Annotated in this window: 18 protein-coding genes; 9 read left to right on the plus strand and 9 right to left on the minus strand. The window is 57.2% G+C overall.

Annotated elements, in window-relative coordinates; translation table 11 throughout:
- Window positions 1-85: 85 nt before the first annotated feature.
- Together GOV90_RS09535 and GOV90_RS09540 are read right to left on the minus strand one after the other, a co-directional pair.
- Entirely contained in the window at window positions 86-460 is a 375-nt protein-coding gene (locus tag GOV90_RS09535) for a hypothetical protein (RefSeq protein WP_171172840.1), read from the minus strand.
- A gap of 111 nt (window positions 461-571) precedes the next feature.
- On the minus strand, window positions 572-1,528 hold the full coding sequence (locus GOV90_RS09540) for an oxidoreductase (RefSeq protein WP_171095576.1): 957 nt from the start codon (window positions 1,526-1,528) through the stop codon (window positions 572-574).
- Window positions 1,529-1,618: 90 nt separating this feature from the next.
- Between GOV90_RS09540 and GOV90_RS09545 the strand changes: the two genes are divergently transcribed.
- Complete coding sequence (locus tag GOV90_RS09545; protein WP_171095578.1) at window positions 1,619-2,167, plus strand: TetR/AcrR family transcriptional regulator; 549 nt, start codon at window positions 1,619-1,621, stop codon at window positions 2,165-2,167.
- A 126-nt stretch (window positions 2,168-2,293) separates the two neighbouring features.
- Here GOV90_RS09545 and GOV90_RS09550 read toward each other — a convergent pair whose 3' ends face one another.
- On the minus strand, window positions 2,294-3,178 hold the full coding sequence (locus GOV90_RS09550; protein WP_171095580.1) for a LysR family transcriptional regulator: 885 nt from the start codon (window positions 3,176-3,178) through the stop codon (window positions 2,294-2,296).
- Between the two features lie 229 nt (window positions 3,179-3,407).
- On the opposite strand from GOV90_RS09550, the gene GOV90_RS09555 reads away from it, so the two are divergent.
- Genes GOV90_RS09555 through GOV90_RS09570 form a run of 4 tightly spaced genes read left to right on the plus strand, consistent with a single transcriptional unit; the run spans window position 3,408 to window position 9,719 of the window.
- On the plus strand, window positions 3,408-5,861 hold the full coding sequence (locus tag GOV90_RS09555; protein ID WP_171095582.1) for an FAD-dependent oxidoreductase: 2,454 nt from the start codon (window positions 3,408-3,410) through the stop codon (window positions 5,859-5,861).
- Between the two features lie 14 nt (window positions 5,862-5,875).
- Window positions 5,876-7,396, plus strand: coding sequence for a trimethylamine methyltransferase family protein (locus GOV90_RS09560; protein WP_171095583.1), 1,521 nt, complete (start codon window positions 5,876-5,878; stop codon window positions 7,394-7,396).
- Window positions 7,397-7,452: 56 nt separating this feature from the next.
- Complete coding sequence (locus tag GOV90_RS09565; protein ID WP_171095585.1) at window positions 7,453-8,466, plus strand: Ldh family oxidoreductase; 1,014 nt, start codon at window positions 7,453-7,455, stop codon at window positions 8,464-8,466.
- Window positions 8,467-8,477: 11 nt separating this feature from the next.
- Window positions 8,478-9,719: an FAD-binding oxidoreductase gene (locus GOV90_RS09570; protein ID WP_171095689.1), complete on the plus strand. Its 1,242-nt coding sequence runs from the start codon at window positions 8,478-8,480 to the stop codon at window positions 9,717-9,719.
- Window positions 9,720-9,772: 53 nt separating this feature from the next.
- Here the strand turns inward: GOV90_RS09570 and GOV90_RS09575 are convergent, their stop codons facing one another.
- The 6 genes from GOV90_RS09575 to GOV90_RS09600 form a co-directional block, all read right to left on the minus strand.
- Window positions 9,773-10,768 (minus strand): ABC transporter ATP-binding protein, encoded by a 996-nt coding sequence (locus GOV90_RS09575; RefSeq protein ID WP_171095587.1) that lies wholly within the window; start codon window positions 10,766-10,768, stop codon window positions 9,773-9,775.
- Window positions 10,765-11,799 carry a Gfo/Idh/MocA family protein gene (locus GOV90_RS09580; RefSeq protein WP_171095589.1) on the minus strand — a complete coding sequence of 345 codons (1,035 nt, stop codon included), beginning with the start codon at window positions 11,797-11,799 and terminating at the stop codon, window positions 10,765-10,767. Before GOV90_RS09580 ends, GOV90_RS09575 begins: the two co-directional genes overlap by 4 nt.
- Entirely contained in the window at window positions 11,796-12,635 is an 840-nt protein-coding gene (locus GOV90_RS09585) for a carbohydrate ABC transporter permease (protein WP_171095591.1), read from the minus strand. The genes GOV90_RS09580 and GOV90_RS09585 overlap by 4 nt, the downstream gene beginning before the upstream one ends.
- A 10-nt stretch (window positions 12,636-12,645) precedes the next feature.
- Window positions 12,646-13,560, minus strand: a complete 915-nt coding sequence (locus GOV90_RS09590) for a carbohydrate ABC transporter permease (protein ID WP_171095593.1) — start codon at window positions 13,558-13,560, stop codon at window positions 12,646-12,648.
- Between the two features lie 64 nt (window positions 13,561-13,624).
- Window positions 13,625-14,875, minus strand: a complete 1,251-nt coding sequence (locus tag GOV90_RS09595; protein ID WP_171095595.1) for an ABC transporter substrate-binding protein — start codon at window positions 14,873-14,875, stop codon at window positions 13,625-13,627.
- Window positions 14,872-15,795 carry an N-acetylmuramic acid 6-phosphate etherase gene (locus tag GOV90_RS09600; RefSeq protein WP_216602354.1) on the minus strand — a complete coding sequence of 308 codons (924 nt, stop codon included), beginning with the start codon at window positions 15,793-15,795 and terminating at the stop codon, window positions 14,872-14,874. The genes GOV90_RS09595 and GOV90_RS09600 overlap by 4 nt, the downstream gene beginning before the upstream one ends.
- 159 nt (window positions 15,796-15,954) lie before the next feature.
- Between GOV90_RS09600 and GOV90_RS09605 the strand changes: the two genes are divergently transcribed.
- From GOV90_RS09605 to nagA, 4 genes are read left to right on the plus strand one after another with little or no spacing between them, the layout of a single operon-like run.
- Window positions 15,955-16,830 (plus strand): BadF/BadG/BcrA/BcrD ATPase family protein, encoded by an 876-nt coding sequence (locus GOV90_RS09605; RefSeq protein ID WP_253284788.1) that lies wholly within the window; start codon window positions 15,955-15,957, stop codon window positions 16,828-16,830.
- Entirely contained in the window at window positions 16,817-17,572 is a 756-nt protein-coding gene (locus GOV90_RS09610; RefSeq protein WP_171095601.1) for a GntR family transcriptional regulator, read from the plus strand. The genes GOV90_RS09605 and GOV90_RS09610 overlap by 14 nt, the downstream gene beginning before the upstream one ends.
- 13 nt (window positions 17,573-17,585) lie before the next feature.
- Window positions 17,586-18,614, plus strand: a complete 1,029-nt coding sequence (locus GOV90_RS09615; RefSeq protein WP_171095603.1) for an SIS domain-containing protein — start codon at window positions 17,586-17,588, stop codon at window positions 18,612-18,614.
- Window positions 18,611-19,759 (plus strand): N-acetylglucosamine-6-phosphate deacetylase, encoded by a 1,149-nt coding sequence (gene nagA / locus GOV90_RS09620; protein ID WP_171095605.1) that lies wholly within the window; start codon window positions 18,611-18,613, stop codon window positions 19,757-19,759. Before GOV90_RS09615 ends, nagA begins: the two co-directional genes overlap by 4 nt.
- Window positions 19,760-19,768: the final 9 nt, after the last annotated feature.

Here is a 19,768-nt window from a genome sequence, read left to right on the forward strand (position 1 = left end):
ATCCGGCCCCGGCCGCGACCATCGCCACTAAAGTCTGATTGGTGCTGCGTTCCAAGAGTTTGTGTTACCTGCAGCTGGAGGGAATTCAGTTTGACCTGACATTTGGTTCCGTACGCCAAAGACGGATACCAAATCCGATCATAGCAAATTGCACAAACAGGCGCGTTATCGCGGCCCAAAGAGGTGCGACAATCGGATCGGGCCGGAACAGGTCCCAGATGTGGAACGGCAAATAGGCGGTGCACAGCATTGCTGCGAACAGCCCGCCAAAGGTTCGGAATTTAGGTAAGACCAGGGCAAGAGCAATTGTGATCTCGGCGACACCGGCCAGAATATGCGCAGGAGTCTTGGGAATGAATGATGGCATGAACCCATCAAATACAGCCGGATAAACAAAATGGGTTATCCCGCCTGCCATCAGGAACAGGGCAAAGAGCCAGACAAACAGCGTTATGATCACGAGCCGCTCCGTGTGATGGGAGAATTTACAAATGGTCCGGGCGAAGCTTTTGCGCCGCCCGGACCTGTTTCGTGAGTGAGGGGGATATCGAGGGCGTCTGTCTTTAAGTGGTTATGCCGCGTGTGCGACGGCAGGCAGGTTGAATTCAAAACCGATCAGCTGCTCGCTTTTTGCCCACAACTGACGCTGCTTTTCGAGATCCAGTGCGTGATCTTTCACCTTGGCGTCAGAAACCGGGCCGCGGGATTCACCCATTTTTTGCGGGCCGTAATATGCGCCACGTTTCGCTTCTTTCCCGGCGGCGGCAAGCACCGTCGGATAGGCTCCGGCTTCGGGGCGTTGCGCGACCAGTTTGTTCATCACGGCCAGCATGGCTTTCATAAAGCCGGTCGGGCCGGTGGATTGCAGGTTGGTGTCGGTATAGCCGGGGTGGCAGGCGACGCAGATGGCCTTGCTGCCGGCCGCCTTTAGGCGACGATCCAGTTCAAACGCGAACATCAGGTTCGACAGTTTGGACTGGGTATAGGCCTTCATCGGCGTGTATTTGGTGTCGGTCATGAAATCATCCAGATCCAGAGGTCCGTACTTGTGAACCAGGCTGGATAGCACAACAACACGGCCTTCGGCAGCTTCAACCAGATCCAGCAGCAGGCCGGTCCATAGGAAATGGCCCAAATGGTTGGCCCCCATCTGCAGGTCAAACCCATCAACGGTCTTTTCCTGAGGGGTCATCATGATGCCTGCGTTATTGATCAGGCCGTCGATCTTGGTATAGCGACCGCGCAGTTCCTCGGCCGCCTTGCGAACCGACGACAGATCGCTGAGGTCCATCAGGATAAGGTCGACCTTGCCCTTCGAGGACGCTGACAGCTTGCGCTGTGCGGTTTCACCTTTTGCGCGTGAGCGGCAGACCATTACAACGTTCGCGCCTTTTTCACCCAGCATCTGGGCGGCTTCATAACCGATGCCCGAATTTGCGCCGGTGATGACATAGGTCTTGCCATTCAGTTCCGGGAGTTGCGAGGGCTTCCAGCTACTGAAGCCCGAGTCAGTGATTTTCTGTTCCATCCGAGGGGGTCCAATCGATATAGGTTGCAGACGGGTATATTCTTGTGTACTCTATTTACAAAAAAGACCCAAAATGTCAACAAGGTAAAAATGAAAAAATCGTCAAACGCTTTCGAAGTCCTGTCTGTCTTTGCGCAATATGGCTTTCGCAAAGTGTCCATGAATGACATTGCCGAAGCTGCTGGTTTGTCGCGTCAGTCGATCTACAACCAGTTCGGATCGAAAGAAGCCGTTATGGAATGGGCTGTCAGAACAGTGCTGACATCGATGACCAATGCGGCCCTTGATGTTCTGAGCCAGTCAGAAGGTTCGCCCCGGGATGTTCTGGCCCGGGCGTATCAGACTTGGATCGGAGATCACGTGGCCATATGGCGGGGCACGCCTCATGGTGCCGAGATTATGGAATTTGCCATCGAATCCGCGTCAGATGCCGAAATGGATTACAACGCAGAGTTCGAAAAAGCCCTGTCGGGTTATTTGGTGAAAGCAAACGTGGTGCCAACACCCGAAGCGGCGGCGGATTTGGCCTTTCTGCTCACGACTGTATCAACCGGTCTTTTGCTAAAGACCACAACCAGCGAACAATACGCCGCTGGCATGACCCGCGCTACAAGCGTGCTTCTGGCTCATAGTACCTGAACCGGATTTGAACGGAATCGGTGCCCGCAAATGGGTGCTGAGAAGGGGAAAAGAAACGACCACTTTGGCTCTGATTCCGGTTCCCCCTTTTGTTGACGAGCGAACATTTCAGCAAAGTGTTGGCGATCAGTTGGAATCCTCGACCAACCATTTGTAGACCAATGCAGCCCGATCCGAAGAGGTGTTGTGTAGCACGACATAAAAGTCCAAAGGGGCTGACAGTGTCTGTGGCAATAACTTGGCCAGTTTGCCTGACCTAACCAAACCTGCGGTCAGCCCTTCCCATCCCAGTACAGCGCCCATATCATCCTGTGCTGCTTGCAGGGCAATGGTGTAGTTGTTCACCCTGTGCCCCGATTTGAGTGAGCCGGAGTAACCCAAACCAGCCGCCCATTCCTGCCAACCTGTCCAATCGGTGCCGGGCGCGTCCAGATGTATAAGTGGGATTTTGGGCAGGTCCTGCAGTTGTTCGACTTTATTTTGCCGGACAAATTCAGGGCTGGCCAAAGCCATGATCCGGTCCCGGAACAAAACATGATATGTGCCACGTTCGCGTGATGCGTCACCATACCTGATGCTTATGTCACATTTTTGCGTGTCGTATCCCAAATCAGTGACGACTTGCGTGACAGAGATATGCCCGAAATTCTTCCAAAACTGTGCCAAGCGCGGTGTCAGCCACAATGAGCTGACCGCCGTGCTGGATCGTATCGTCACACCTGAACGATCGTATTGCGAGCGCAACTGCTTGAGTGCCTCGCTGATCCCCTCAAACCCGCGTTGCAAAGCAACCAGCAAATAAGCACCGCTTTCGGTGAGTTCCACACCGCGATGATGGCGCTGGAACAACGCGCAATTGAGTTCGACCTCGAGTGCTTTGACCTGATGGCTGATGGCGGCCGGAGTAACGTTCAGTTCACTGGCGGCCTGTTTGAAGCTGACATGGCGGGCGGCGGCTTCGAAACTGATCAGCGAGCTGAGCGGTGGGAAATCGTAGGGACCATAGGGCAAGGTGGTTTGACCTGTATTATGAGGTTTCGGTGTATTTAAGTTATCCTAGGCGTATTCGCATTAGCTGAATTTGCCCAGAGTGAATTTTTTTGCGATTGCGGTCTTGGCCCGTGAGCGCAAAGAATTGGGTAAAGCAGCATGCGCTGCGCTGAATCCCTGACCCACCAAGTTTCCGCCTTGCGGAGCGGCGTTGGCCGGGGTTTCAGCGCAGTGGGAGAGGAGAAAACAAATGCAGTCACATGCCGAAGTTGTTGTTGTAGGGGGCGGCTGTGTCGGAGCCTCGATTCTGTACGGCTTGACCGAGCATGGGTGCACCGAAGCCGTTATGTTGGAACGGACGACGTTGACCTCGGGGTCGACCTGGCATGCGGCAGGCCTTTTGGTGACTTTTGTACGCTCTCACAACGTGTCGAAGATGACGATGGAGACCATCCGCATCTATACCGAAGTCGAGGAAAAGATGGGCAGCTCGGTTGGGTTGCGCAAAGTCGGCCAGCTGCGCGTTGCTAACACCGAAAAACGCTGGGACGAATTCCAGTCTTATATCTCGATTGCCGAAGCCGCCGGCGTGCCGTGCAAACTGCTGACCCCGGAACAGGTGGCCGAGGTTCACCCGTTGCTGAACCAGTCTGAACATATCCGGGGCGGTATCCTGCATACTGAAGACGGCTATGTGAACCCCGCTGACATTACCATGGCAATGGCAAAGCTGGCGCGTGATGCAGGGGCGAAAGTTTATCAGAACACCGAAGCGCAATCTTACAAAAAGCTGGAGAACGGGCTTTGGAAGGTGACCACCGACAAGGGTGAGATCACCTGTAAGCATCTGATCTTCGCCACCGGCAACTACGCGCGCGAAAACGCACGGCGGGTGGGGTTGGATCTGCCTTGTATTCCAATCGTACATCAATACTGGACCACCGAGACCGTGCCGCTGCTGAAGGAACGTCGTGCACAGGGGCTGCCGGAATTCCCGATCCTGCGCGACGAGGATTACGGCGCATATCTGCGCGAGGATGTGGGCGGGATTCAGTTCGGTCCGTATGAATTCACCAAGGACCTCAAACTGTTTGCCGAGGATCGCGTGCCGCCTGATTTCGGGGCCGATCTGCTGCCTGAGGATTTCGATGCGGTGGAAACCCAATGGGAGCGCGCCATCGAGCGTGTGCCGACCCTGGGCGAGGTTGGTATCAAGGCCAACACACGCGGGCCGTTCCAGATGACCCCGGACGAATTGCCGTTGGCGGGCCCCGCGCCGGGGCATGACAATCTGTGGCTGGCCGAAGGTATGCCGGGTGGTATTCTGTGGGGCGGCACAGTCGGCAATCGTCTGGCGAAATGGATCGTGAACGGTGATCCGGGTCTGGACATGTCCGAACTCGACCCACGTCGTTTTTCCGACTACGCTTCGAAGCGCTGGACGATGGACAAGGTGCGCGAAACCTGGGGCACCCACATGGACGCGCATATTCCGGGAGAGGACTTCCCGGACGCGCGCCCGATGAAAACCATGGGGTCTTATGATCTGCTAACCGCACATGGCGCAGTCTGGACCAGCTTCAACGGATACGAGTTCCCCCGGTGGTTTGCCAAATCCCCCGCGGAGGCGATCCCCGAACACAGCTTCCGCCGCACCGACCACATGGAACTGGTACAGGCCGAGGTCCGCACGACCCGCGAAGAGGCCGGGTTCATCGAAATGTCGCCGATGACCAAGTTCACCGTGTGCGGCCCCGGTGCCGCAAAATGGCTGGACAGCCTGATGGCCAACAAATTGCCGAAGATTGGCCGCATGACCCTGTCGCTGATGTTGAACGACAAGGGCGGAATGGATGCGGAATACACCATCGTTCGATATGCCGAGGATGATTTCTATCTGATTTCGACCCCGAACTGGCGCGCATACAACTGGGATCAATTGCAGCGCCTGCTGCCCAAGGATGGCTCGGTCGTGTTGGAGGATATCTCGGAACAGCTGGGCGTGATTGCATTGGCCGGTCCGAAAGCTCGTGAGATCCTGCAACCGCTGACCGACAACGACCTGTCGAACGAAGCTTTCCCGTGGCTGTCGGCGCAGATGGGTGAGGTGGGCTATGCCAAGGGCGTTCATCTGTTGCGCGTCTCGTATACCGGCGAGCTGGGATGGGAGTTGCACCATCCGGTTGGATATAACCGCCATTTGGTTGATCTGCTTCTCAAGGCTGGGGTGAAGCCCTTTGGCCTGGAAGCACTGGAATCCATGCGGCTTGAGAAATCCTATCGCGCGATCAACCGCGAGATTTGCAAGGACATGACACCTTACGAAGCTGATCTGGGTCGCTTTGTGGCCATGACCGAAAAGGTCAATGGCGAGATGGTCGAGCGGGAGTTCATCGGCAAGGCTGCGCTGCAAAAGCAAAAGGCAGAGGGTGGCTACAACACGCTGGTGACTCTGAAACTGCCGTTCTGCGATACCTCGGTGATGTTTGACGAAGGTGTGTACGCCGATGGCAAGCTGATCGGGCGCGTCACCTCGGGTGGATTTTCCTACTACTGCAACCACGACATCGCGATGGCCCTGGTGCCACAGGACATGACCGCACCGGGCACGAAAATGCAGGTGATGGTTCACAATGAAATGCGCGATGCCGAGGTGATCGACGTTTGCGCTGTTGACCCAGCCAGCGCGCGCGCCCGGGCCTGAGAAGGAGAGCTGAAATGGCACAAGCACGAGGACGGTCCAGCCGTGGCGGTGGGCGCGCGGCACGCGTTCAGGCCCGCACCAACCCACCCCCGGTCTACCTGTCGACTCTGAACCGAAAGGTCGGACCGATTGACCTGTTGGGCCCTGAGGGGGTCGAGCGTATCCACAACGCTGCGATGACCATTCTGGAAACCACCGGCATTGAATTCCGCGATCCGGTGGCGTTGGCTGACTGGAAGAAATACGGCGCGGACGTGCAGGGCGAACGCGTTCGTATCGGTCGCGACATGCTGATGGCTCTGATTTCGTCGGTGCCGTCGGAATGGGCTTATGCGGCACGCAACCCAGAGCGGTCTTTGCGTGTGGGTAACGAGCACTCGGTCTTCGCGAACGCCTATGGCGCACCCTTTGTCTATGACCTTGACGGCGTGCGTCGCCCCTCACAGCTGGAGGATGCGCAGAACTTCTTCAAGATGAGCCAGATGAGCCAGTCGATGATGGTTCCGGGCATATTGCCGGTGGAACCGCAGGATGTTCCGGTTCCGCAGCGCCATCTTGAGCTTGTCCACGCGGCGCTGACGCTGACCGACAAGCCGATCAAGGGTTCGGTATTGTCAGAACAGGCGGCGCGTGACTCGGTGGATATGACCCGGATCGTGTTCGGAGAAGAGTTTGTAGATAATAACGTAGTCATGGCTGCGCTGCTGAACTGCAACACGCCGCTGGTCTGGGATGAGACCATGCTGGAAAGCCTGCGCGTCTATGCAGCGGCCAACCAGCCATGCCTGTTGTCGCCCTTTGTTTTGGCAGGCGCTTCGACCCCGGCCAGCCCGCAAGGCGGCGTGGCGCTGTTGATTGCGGAATCCTTGGCGGGAATGGCCTATAGCCAGATCATCCGACGCGGCGCGCCGATGGTTCTGGGTGTGGCAATCATGGGCGTGTCTATGAAAACCGGCGCGCCGATGATGGGGTCGCCTGAGCCGGGATTGATGAACCTGTTGGTGGGTCAGATGGCGCGGTTCTATCAGGTGCCGTGGCGGACCTGCACAATGTGGACCGGGTCAAAATCGCCCGACATGCAGGCCGGTTTTGACACGGCCAACACGATGTGGCCCGTGCTGCTTGGCGGGGCAAATTACATTGTGCACTCGGCCGGTTTTCTGGAAGGAGCGCTGGGGGTCAGCTACTCGAAATGGGTGCAGGACACGTTGCAGCTTGAGAATTTCCATCGCTTCTTCAGCGGACTTCAGGACGAAGATCTGGACCCGTTGCTGGATGACATCGCCCGCATCGGCCCCGGAGGGCATTTCCTGGGTACAGACCACACGCGCGAAAACCCGATGCATATGAACCACTTGCAAAACAACGATAGTTTTGAACAGTGGGAGGCAGAAGGATCGAAAACGGCTGAGGTTGTTGGCAATGAAGCCGCGCGGCGTATGCTGGACAACTATGTGCAGCCTCCGATGCCTGACGATCAACGCGGTGCGCTGGACGAGTTTGTTGCCAAAAAGCGCCGGGAATACAGCAGTTAACCCTGACGTGGGCGCTGGCGCGCCCCATTGCGCCCTACAAGGACAGGATCACCCAGATGACGGAAATCTCGACGAAAACGCTCTCACTCGCAGAGGTTAGGGAACTGGCCAAATCGGTCCTTGTGGCTGCGGGCATGGATGCACATAGCAGTGCTGTTTTGGCGGAAATTGTCACCCGGTCCGAACGGGACGGTCCCCGCAGCCACGGGCTGCGCATGTTGCCGGTCTACGTGCAAAGCTTCACTTCGGGATATGCCAATCCGACGGCGTCGCCCCGGGTTGAGCGTATTGCCCCCGGCGTTTTACGCGGGGATGGTGACAACGGGTACTATCAACTTGCAGCCGGCATGGCGCGGGATGAACTGATTGCGATGGCGCGTGAAAACGGCATTGCCTCTTTCACCTGTGCCAATTGCCACCACCTTGCAGCGTTGCGTTTTGACACCGAACCACTGGCCGAGGCGGGGTTGGTGGCGCTGGGAGTTGTGAACTCATTGTCTATGGTGGTGCCGCAGGGCGGTGTGCGGCCGGTATTCGGAACGAACCCGATGTCTTTCGCCTGCCCGCGCGAGGGGGCCGAGCCGGTTGTCTGGGATCAGGCGTCATCGATGGTTGCGCTGATGGATATTCGTATGGCCGCGGCAGAGGGGCACGATCTTCCGCGCCCGGCGGGTTTGGCCCTGGATGGTCAGCCCACTGCCGATCCAAATGCCATTCTGGAATCCCGAAGCCTGCTGCCCTTTGGCGAGCACAAAGGGGCCGCGATTGCCTTTCTGATCGAAGTCTTAGGCGCGGCGTTGGCCGGTGGCACGCTATCGGTCGACAATACCGAGCGTGTAGAGCATGGCGCTTTGAACATCAAAGGCGGGGCCACGTTGATCGCAATTGATCCTACGCGCTTTGGCAACCCGGGTTTCAATGACTACGTCAAGCGTATCTGTGCGGAAATCGAAGGCAACGGCTCGGCCCGTGTTCCGGGTGACGGACGGTTGAAAAACCGCGCCACCGCTCAGGAACAGGGCGTAGTTGTTAGTATGGAGTTGTTGTCGCAACTGCATGATTTGCAATAGGAATGCTGCAGATGGAAGAGGTCGCGGTTGTCGGCGGTGGCATTGTTGGCATTTCATGTGCGCTGGCGCTGCAGGCTGAGGGACATCAGGTTACGGTTTTTGAGCCCAACACCGTCGGTGAGGGGGCAAGTTGGGCGTCATGCGGTTGTATCGCCGTAGGTGAAATTGTTCCCTTGTCGCAACCCGGAATGATGCTGAAAGTGCCCGGGTGGTTGCTGGACAGCGAAGCGCCCTTGTCGTTGCGTCCCAGTTCAGCGTTGAAGTTGTTGCCGTGGTTCACTCGGTTCACAGCGAATGCTCGCCCGTCAAAGATGCGCGCCATCGCGGCGGATCTGGCGCGGCTGACATTCTCGGCCACGGCGGATTTCAAAGCCCAGTTGGATGACATCGGCCACCCGGAATTGCTGATAGAGCGCCCGATCATCAAGCTGTTTGACGATGACGCTGACAAGGCGACTATGGGCGCTGCCTTTGATCTTGCGCGCGAACTTGGATGCACTATTGACGAGATTTCGGGCCATGAAGCTAATGAACTCGACCCCGCCATAGCACCTGATTTCAAATATGCCGCGCTGTTGCGCGACTGGAGCTATGTGACGGATCCCAAACGTTTGGTTGAAGTTCTGCATCAAACGTTCCGAAAGCGGGGCGGCATCGTCAAACGTGCAGGGGCTGCAGGGTTCGACCGAGAAGGTCGACAGTTGCGCTCGGTCAGGCTGACCGATGGCACGGTGGCGCCAACAAGACGCGTTGTTTTGGCTGCTGGCGCCCGATCCAAAATGCTGGCGCGAGATTTGGGCGTTCCAATCCGGTTGGAAGGCGTGGCCGGATACTCAACGGCTCTGTCTGATCCGGGTCTGGAACTGAAGCACACGATTTTTTTTCCAAAGGGAGGGTTCGGTGTCACGCCATACGACGGGGCCCTGGCTGTCGCCGGAACGATTGAGTTCGCAAGTTTGGATGCAGCGCCGAACTGGAACCGGGCGGATGTGCTTGTCCGGCGGGCGCATCGTGTCTTGCCCGGCTTAAAAACAGAAGAAGCTGAACGACGTATTGGGTATCGCCCCTTCACCCCTGACACGCGCCCGATCATTGGGCGCAGTGACCGTCTGGACAACGTTCATTTCGCCACGGGTCATGGTCAGCTTGGGTTGACTTTGGCGGCCACCACTGCCCGATTAGTCGCGGCTGACATGGCCGGGCGGAACCCTCATGTCGACATAGGGGCCTTTTCACCGGACCGCTTTACCTGATCGTAAAGCACAGGTCATTTGGCTGGCGGAGGCGGGTGAAGTTCAACAGAGGTTTAGGCGAGCCGAGCGCCCTGCGTATCGAAGCGATAACTGCGATCCGGTGTGAAACCAATATGTATCTCTTGGCCGGTTGCGACCTCGTGTTGACCGAACAGGCGGGCTGTAACCTGATGACCTTGCATCATTGCGATCACGTTGGTGTCCCCTCCCAAATGCTCGACATGGGTTACTTGTGCGCTCAAAGGGCTTTCATCTGTCAGATAGAGGTCTTCGGGCCGGACCCCCATTGTGATGTCTGTGCTTTCTCCAACTAAGCTGGCGGGGAAGAAATTCATCGATGGTGCGCCAAGGAAACCGGCGACAAATTGATTGGCAGGATTGTTGTACAACTCCATCGGGCTGCCAACCTGTTCCACACGCCCGTCGCGCAGTACGACGATCTTGTCCGCCAACGTCATCGCTTCGGTCTGGTCATGGGTGACATAGATCATCGAGGCATCGAGCTGCTGGTGCAAATTCGCGATCTCCAACCGCGTGTTCATACGCAAAGCCGCGTCCAGATTTGATAGAGGTTCGTCAAACAAAAACAATTTGGGTTCGCGAACAATCGCGCGACCGATAGCAACACGCTGACGCTGACCGCCGGACAGCTCAGACGGGTAGCGGTCGATATAGGGTTCAAGGTTCAGCATCTTGCTGGCCTTGGCGACACGTTCCTCGATGACCTGCTTACTTTGGCCTTCCTGTTTCAGCGCCAGCGACATGTTCTTGCGCACGTTCAAATGGGGGTAAAGCGCGTAGCTCTGGAACACCATCGCGATACCGCGTTTTGAAGGCGGTGTGAGGTTCATCAGCTCGCCGCCAATGCGCACTTCGCCGGATGTAACATCTTCCAGACCTGCGATCACGCGCAATAAGGTGGACTTGCCGCAGCCCGAGGGGCCGACGAAGACGACGAACTCGCCCTCTTCCACTTCGATGTTGATGTCTTTGAGCACCTCAACAGTGCCAAAGGACTTGTTCACGTTCGTAAGCGTCAGGGCGGTCATGTGCGTGCCTCTTTCAGCGAAATGGGTTGGCCAGTACGGATGCTTTCGTCTGCAGCCAGACAGATGGCCAGCGATTGCACGGCGTCGTTCATGTGGCGGGTCAGGTCGATGTCTTCAGTAATGGTGCGCAGCATAAAGTTCTGCTCTGCGTCGCAAAGTTTCTGATGGCCGGGTTCATCCGGCATGTCGATCTGCCTGTCCCCCTCGGGGCGGTGGACCAGAATGCCGCCGACCTTGGTGTGGCCGTCGATATCCGAGGATGCGCCCTTGTTGCCATCGGTGATCGAAACCGAGCCGTTGGGCGAGACGATGTCTTTTACGAAAAACGCGGTCTCAGACATCATCGGCCCCCAACCAGCCTCGTACCAACCGACCGAGCCGTCTTCGAAGACCACCTGAAACTGTCCGTAATTGTACATATCTTTGGCGATCTCATCGCTCAGGCGCAGGCCCATGCCATGCACCCGCACCGGGTCTGAGTCCGTTATCTGGCACATCACGTCGACGTAGTGCACGCCGCAATCGACGATAGGAGAGGTGGTTTGCATCAGCGCCTTATGCGTCTCCCATTCGGCCCCGCTGCTTTGCTGGTTGAGGTTCAGGCGGAAGACATACGGCCCGCCAAGGTCACGCGCCTCGGAAATCAGGCGCATCCACGACGGATGATGGCGCAGAATGTAGCCGATCACCAGTTTGCGGTTGGTTTGGGTGGCCTTTTCGACAACGCGTTTGGCATCGGCCACTGTGGTGGCTAGTGGTTTTTCAACGAAGACATGCGCGCCAGCTTCCATCGCGGCGCAGGCATAATCGGCATGGCTATCGGAATAGGTGGCGACAACGACCAAATCCGGATTTGTCTCGGCCAGCGCCGAGTGGAAATCCGAATAGGCGGGATACTGGCCCAGCTCGGGGTGATCCACATGACCGGACCTGTTCACCAATCCCACGATTTGCGCGTCCGGATGGTGGTGATGGGCCAGCGCGTGGCTAAGGCCCATATTGCCAAGGCCTGCAATCAGAACTCGGGTCATTTGACAGCTCCTGATGTGATGCCGCGGATCAGTTGGCGCGAGAAGATGACATAGAGCACCAGCACCGGCAGGATTGCCATCGACAGGGCCGACAGAACCGCATTCCAATCGGTGACGAATTGACCGATGAAGACCTGACTGCCCAGCGTCAGTGTTTTGGTCTCCTCCGCCGGGGCGAGGATCAGCGGGAACCACAGATCGTTCCAGATCGGGATCATGTTGAACACGGCCACTGTCGCCATGGCCGGACGCACAAGCGGAAGGACAAGACGGAAAAAGATTGTGTATTCCGACAACCCATCGACGCGTCCCGCATCTTTCAGGTCGTCAGAGACCTGTCGCATGAACTCGGACAGGATAAAGACGGCCAGCGGCAACCCTTGTGCTGTGTAGACAAGGATCAAGGCCCAAAGCGTGTTCACAAGCCCGGTGGCCACCATCATCTCGAGGATCGCGACAGTGCCGATACGGATCGGGATCATGATCCCAAGCGCCAGATAGAGACCCATCAGCAGGTTGCCCTTGAAGCGGTATTCACTGAGGGCAAAGGCCGCCATGGCACCAAAAAGTAGGATGAATGTCAGCGATACAACCGTAACGATCATCGAATTCTGGAAATAGAGGAAGAAATCCCCTTGTTTCATCACCGTCTGGTAACCGATCAGCGAAAAGCTTTCAGCGTCGGGCAGGGCAAGCGGTTCGCGAAAGATGGCGCGGCGGGTTTTAAAGCTGTTGATGATGATGACGAAGACCGGGAACAGGGCGATCAGCGTGTAAAGGATCAGCGCCCCGTGCATGGCGGCGGTGTTCAGCGGGTTTTGGCGTGCTTTGTTCATGGCCATGCCCTCACAACTGGTACCGGCGCATCCGGGTCTGGATGCCGAAGAGGTAGATGCAGACCCCCACGAGGATGATCGCGAACATGGCCCCAGCGATAGCGGACCCCATATGCGGATCTCCCAATTGCAATTGGAAGCCGAAGAAGGTGCGGTACATGAATGTACCAAGGATATCAGTTGAGAAATCCGGCCCAGCTAGCGCGCCTTGCGACACGTATATCAGGTCGAACGCGTTAAAGTTGCCCACAAATGTCAGGATCGAGATGATGCCGATGGACGGCAATATGAGCGGCAGTTTGATTTTCCAGAACGCGGAAGCCCCGGTAATCCCATCGATCTCTCCGGCCTCAAGGATTTCTTCGGGGATCGACAGAAGGGCAGCATAGATCAACATCATCGGGATCCCGACGAACTGCCAGACCGACACCAGCGCCAGCGTTGTCAGGGCGTATTCTTCTTTACCCAGCCACGGTGCAAACAGTGACTTTAGACCGATGGCGTCCAGCATCGAAGGCGCGATACCCCAAAGGGGTGACAGGATCAGTTTCCAGGCGAAGCCAACGATCACAAAGCTTAGGATCGTGGGGATGAAAATCGCCGAACGGTAAAGCGCAGCGAACCTCAGGCGGGGATGTGACAAGATTGCCGCCAAGGCGATGCCGATGGGGTTTTGTACCAGCATGTGGATCAGGAAAAACCAGAAGTTGTTTCCCAACGCGTTCCAGAACTGTTCGGACCAGATCGGGTCGAAAAACAGGGTGCGGAAATTTTCCAAACCCACATAGACGCGCGCCTGATCAACCTCGCTGAACAGTGCAAGACGGAGGGTGTTGAACAAAGGGAAGATCATCACCGCCGTGTAGACCAGAACCGCAGGGGCAAGGAAAACGGCGATGTGCCAGCGGATGCGGCGGGTCTGCATGACGGTCTCCGGGAAAAGGTCCGGACGCGAAACCCCGCGTCCGGTGATGGTTAGCGCTCAGGCTTTACTGATGGGGTGCGTACCAACTGGCCAAACCGTCCTGCAACTGCTGGCCCAACGCCTCGGGGCTTTCCGTGCCTTTAATAGCAGCGACAGATGCACCCCAGGTTTCGTTTTCCAGGTTTGGCGTGCCACGCGACAGGATCTGATAGGTCGAACGGATTGTGCTTTCACACTCATCCCGCCAGCCGACGATTTCCTTGGCCAGCGGGTCTTCCAGCTCGACCGGAGTGTTGGACAGGGGGAAGAACCCGGGAACCGCGTTGCCAAAGATACTGGCGAATTCCGGGCTGGCGACCCAGGACAGGAAAGTTTTTGCGGCCTCTTGGTTTTCACTGGCCGCGTTCAGGCCGATACCAATGTCAGTGTGGTCAGAGATATAGCAGGTGTCGCCTGTATTCTGGACCGGAGGTTTGAAGGCGCCCATTTCGAAATCGGCCTGCGTATTGAAGCCAGCGATTTCCCAGCTGCCCGCCGGGTAGATTGCGGCGCGACCGAGGGTAAACAGGTTCTGACTGTCGGGATAGGTTTGCGCTTCGTATCCGTCGCCCAGATAGTCCGCCCATTTAGCCAGTGTCGCATAAGGTGCAACCCATTGCGGGTCCGTCAGTTTCTGCTCGCCTTTTATCAGCGCCAGGCGGCCTTCTTCGCCTTTCCAGTAGTTCGGGCCGATATTGTTATAGCCCATCGTGGCAGCTTCCCACTGGTCGTTTGTGCCCATCGCCATTGGGATATAGGTACCGTCTTCCTTGATCTTGTCCAAAGCGGCAAAGAACTCGGCCTCAGTGGTGGGGACTTCAAGGCCCAGCTCGTTGAAGGTGTCTTTGTTGTAGATAAAACCGTGGATCACCGACGCCATAGGCACGCAGAAACTGGCGGATGCGTCATCGGTCTGCCATGCGGATTTCGCAACATCTGAGAAATTGCCCATGGCCTCGAGGTCGGACAGGTCAGTTAGGTGCCCGCTTTCGTACAGCGCCAGCGAAGCGTCAAACGGGCGACAGGTGATCAGGTCACCGGCCGATCCGGCCTCAAGTTTCGAGTTCAGAACTGCGTTGTACTCGGCAGGCGCGGAGGGTGAGAAGATGACTTTGATACCCGGGTGCTCTGCTTCGAAGGCGGGAATGATCTTTTCCTGCCAGAGTGCCAGGTCGTCATTGCGCCAGCTTTCGATTGTCAGCGTAGCCTCTTGTGCATAGGCGCTTGTGACCAGCGCTGTGCTCATCAGAGCCAGGCTTAGAACTTTGCGTTTCATTTTGCTTCTCCCAGGTTTGTGTTTTCGTTGTTTCGCTTTAATCGGTTCATTGCGGGTCGGAGGTGGCCGTTTGTTTCATCCAGAAGTGCTTGCGCGGCTTCATCAGATCCGACACCTGCTGCGACGAGTACCGCACATTTGAGGTCGCCGCCCGTGATGTTCAGCGCCGACGCCGCTTGTTTGGGATCAACGCCCGTCAGCTGACACACGATCCCGTTGGCGCGAGCACGTAACTTGTCGTTGTCGGCGCGAAGGTTGATCATCATCCCGTCTTGAATATGGCCCAGCTCGACAGCCATCAGTGTGGAAAGCATATTCAATGCAATTTTCTGCGCGGTCCCTGCGCCCATGCGGGTCGAACCGGATACAAGTTCCGGCGGGGTCTCCAGCAAGACCGCATGGTCCGATAGCTGCAAGAGTTCGGAGCCAGCGTTGTTGGCGATGCCAATGACCTGGGCACCTTTGTCGCGAGCAATGCGAGCGGCCGCGATGGTGTAAGGTGTTGTCCCACTGGCCGAAACTGCGATCAGAGTGTCACGGGCGGAAAGTTCGGCCAATTCATCTGTTAGGGTGGTCGAGATGTCTTCGACATCTCCCGGCATCTCTGCGCTGGAAGGCAATCCGCCCGCCATGTGAATTTGGATCTGGTTTGCCGGGATGGAAAAAGTGCCCCCAAGTTCCAGAGCATCCGCTGCAGCCATGAGGCCAGAGGAACCTGCCGCCAAATAGCGCAGAACGCCTTTCGCCCGGACCGTGGCCGCCATGGCCTGTGCCCCGTCACAGATAGGGCCCACCGCATCCAGTGGCGCAGACGCGGCCAAGGCTTGCGACTGCGCCAGAAGGGCGGCGACATCTGACAGCGGGCGCGTGTCGAGCCCGATTGCATTTGGGTGCAACTGTTCTGTCACAGGTGTGTTCAAGTGATTCTCCCCCGGTCTCTCGGCATCATACCTTTTAGATACCATTAGTCTACCATTTTGTTTAATTCCCTCAATAATTCAATTTAACTCGCATGAGGTCGTATTTTGGCCTTCTAAATTCGGCAAAGGTATTATAAAGGTCTCTTCATGACTCGCTGCATGGATAACCTGGTTTTGGCAATAGACGGTGGAGGTACGCGGTGCCGCCTCGCTTTGTCGGATCGTGCTCGAAGCTGGCGGGTTGAGGTTGGGTCGGCGAACGTGTCGACCGATTTCGATGCGTCCTGTGCTGAGCTTTCGCAAGGATTGGCCGCCTTGGGTCAACAAGCTGGTATTGACTTCGCAGACCTCGCCAAAGTGCCGGCATATCTGGGCTTGGCAGGTGTCACGGGGCCCGCCGTAGCTGATCGTCTGGCTGCGGCCTTGCCCTTTGAACATGTGCGCATAGAAGATGATCGCCCATCTGCCCTTCGCGGGGCGTTAGGGCCACGTGACGGGTTTGTTGCGCATTGTGGCACCGGGTCGTTTCTGGCTATGCAGCAGGGTGGAAAGCCAAGATTTGCCGGAGGATGGGGGCCGGTGTTGGGGGACCAGGCATCGGCTCAGTGGGTCGGAAAACGGGCATTGTCCGAGGTGCTGGAATGTGCCGACGGGGTGATTGCGTCGTCTGAACTGTCCGGGCACTTGCTGCGCCGGTTCGAGGGTGCGACTGGTGTCGTCAAAGCCGCATCGACAATGACTCCTACGGAATTTGGTGCCCTTGCACCTGTCGTCACACAGTCTGCGGGGAAGGGGGACACAATTGCGATGTCTATCCTTCAGGCGGGTGCCGACTATTTGGCGGACAGGCTGAAAAAGATGGGCTGGATCCTCGGTGTTCCCATTTGCCTGACGGGTGGAATAGGTCCGCACTACGCTGCCTTTTTGCCAAAAGACATGCAGCAAGTTTTAACGCAGCCATCAGGCGATCCGCTTTCAGGGGCAATCGCTTTGGCGCAAGCGTTCAAAGAGGAGGTCGAACATGAGCGTTGTTGATTTCCTAAAGCCCGAGGGCTGGCTGGGCCAGTCTGCCGGACCACGTTATGTGCAGCTGCGCCAGCGGCTTGAACAGGGGATCGAGGAAGGTATCCTGCCGCCAAACAGCTCTCTGCCGCCCGAACGTGAGATCGCAGAATTGACCGACCTGTCGCGTGTAACAGTCCGCAAGGCCATTCAGGAGTTGGTGCGCAAAGGAACAATCGAGCAACGGCAAGGCTCAGGGTCTTTTGTGCGGGAACCTGTCGCGCGGGTCGAGCAATCTCTGTCACATCTGACCTCCTTCACCGAGGATATGGAGCGGCGTGGTTTTGAAACGACCTCGACGTGGCTGGAGCGGGGAATTTTCCTGCCCGCACCCGATGAAATGCTGGCGTTGGGCCTGTCGGCCAATGATCAAGTGGCCCGAATCCACCGCCTGCGTGCAGCCGGAGGACGCCCGATGGCCTTAGAACGCGCCGCGCTGCCATTGGACATCCTACCCAACCCGACCGAGGTGACCGGGTCGCTTTACGCCGTACTTGAGCAGTCAGGTCATCGCCCGGTCCGCGCGATCCAAAAGATCTCGGCCATCAATCTTGAAGCAACCGAAGCGCGGCTGCTGGACGTCGCCGAGGGGACGGCAGGATTGCGTATTCAGCGTACGTCATACCTGGAAAGCGGACGTGTGGCCGAACTCACCCGTTCCATCTATCGCGGGGATGCCTACGATTTCGTGGCCGAACTGCGCCTATCAAACTGAAAGGGCGGACCTGATGTCCAACCAACTCACGCTTATGCGGCAGGAAATCAACGAAATACCTGTCGCCGTTGACCGCTTGCTGACCGAAGGATCCGAGGCCATCAAATCAGCGGCGCAAGAAGTGCGCGCGCGCGATCCGCGCTTTTTGATTTCTGTTGCGCGGGGATCATCCGATCATGCTTGCAGCTATCTGAAATACGCGTCAGAGCTGTTGCTGGGCCTGCCCATGGCGTCGGTAGGGCCAAGCGTCAAATCGATCTATGGCGTTGATATGCGCTGTCCAAACGCGCTGTGCGTATCGGTGTCGCAATCTGGGCAAAGCCCAGACATTGTTCGCCTGACCCAATCATTGACCCAAGGCGGCGCTTATTCTGTGGCGATCACCAATGATACCGGTTCGGCCCTGGCGAATGTTGCCTCGGCCGCGCTGCCCATTCATGCCGGGCCAGAGTTGAGTGTTGCGGCGACCAAAACATTTGTGACGTCTTTGGTTGCGGGGCTTTGGTTGCTGGCCGAGATCAAAGGCGACGCAGATTTGCTGGCGGCCATCCGCAACCTGCCCAAAGATCTGGAGCAGGCCATTGCCTGCGACTGGGGTGTAGTAATCGATGCGATCGATGGCCAGTCGCTGTTCACGTTGGGCCGCGGAACGTCCTGGGCGATCTCGAATGAGGCGGCGTTAAAGTTCAAGGAAACCTGCCAGATCCACGCCGAAAGCTACTCCTCTGCCGAAGTGTTGCACGGTCCGGTTTCAATAGTGGATCAAGGTTTTCCGGTCCTCGCCTTTTCCTCTGGCGACGCTGCCGAGGCAAATATTGCAGAGGTCGCAGATGCACTTGCCGCCAAGGGTGCACAGGTTTTTGCAACGACGGATCGCGTAAAGGATGCTGTTTCGCTGCCGCATGTGCGGACAGCGCATTGGATGACCGATCCTGTCGCTGCCATTGCTTCTTTCTATGGGATGGTTGAAGCCGTCGCTGCGCGTCGCGGCATCAACCCTGATACACCGCGCCATCTTCGGAAAGTGACCGAAACAGTATGAATGGCTCAATCATCACCTTCGCCGGCGGTCCGATTTTTGACGGAGAGACACTGTTTCAAGATCATGCCATTCGGTTTGTAGACGGCACAGTCGACGCGATAATGCCGACAAATGAACTGCCGACCGACACAAGGATTGAGGATCTGTCAGGTGACATCCTCAGTCCCGGCTACGTTGATTTGCAGGTGAATGGCGGGGGAGGTGTGATGTTCAATGACGCGCCTTCGGTCGAAACTTTGCAGCGGATCGCTCAGGCACATCGCGGGTTGGGGGCAACTGCAATCCTGCCGACGCTGATTACGGACACGCCAGAGAAAACAACTGCTGCCATACAGGCTGCGATACAGGCGGTGCGCCAGAGGGTTCCTGGCATTGCAGGTCTGCACCTTGAAGGGCCGCATTTGTCGGTGCGTCGCAAGGGTGCCCATGACGGCGCGCTGATCCGCCCGATGGAGGAAGCTGATCTTGATCAGCTTTTGACTGCCGCCCGCGAATTACCTGCGCTGATGGTCACGTTGGCACCAGAGAATGTTTCGGTTGACCAGGTCAAGGCTTTGACCCAGGCGGGGATTATCGTCTCGCTGGGCCACACCGACGCCTCATTTGACACTTGCATCACTTACGCAAAGGCTGGTGCCCGCTGCGCGACGCATCTGTTCAACGCAATGAGCCAACTCGGCAGTCGCGAGCCCGGTTTGGTGGGAGCAGTGCTTGCAAGCGGGAACCTGTCTGCAGGTTTGATCGCAGACACTGTGCATGTTCACTCCGAAACGATGCGCGCTGCATTTGTAGCCAAACGCGGGCCGGGAAAAATATTCTTGGTCAGCGATGCGATGGCCGTGGCTGGCACTGATCAAACAGAGTTTCATCTGGAAGGGCGGCTTATCCGGCGCGAGGAGGGCAGACTGACACTGCAAGACGGTACATTGGCAGGGGCCGATTTGGACCTGACAACCGCCATACGGAATCTGGTGACTAAAGTCGGAATGCCGCTGTCGCAAGCTTTAGCAGCAGCAACCAGCGTTCCGGCTGAATTGATCCTCAAGGGGGCGTCCAAGCCAGTCCCCCAACTGTCTGACATGGTGCGAATCTCGCCCGATTTGTCGGAAGTGGCACCAGTTCAGTGCTTAACTGATGCTGCTTGAGCGTAAAGA

It is taken from the genome of Ruegeria sp. HKCCA5929 (assembly GCF_013034525.1).
GTDB lineage: Bacteria > Pseudomonadota > Alphaproteobacteria > Rhodobacterales > Rhodobacteraceae > Ruegeria.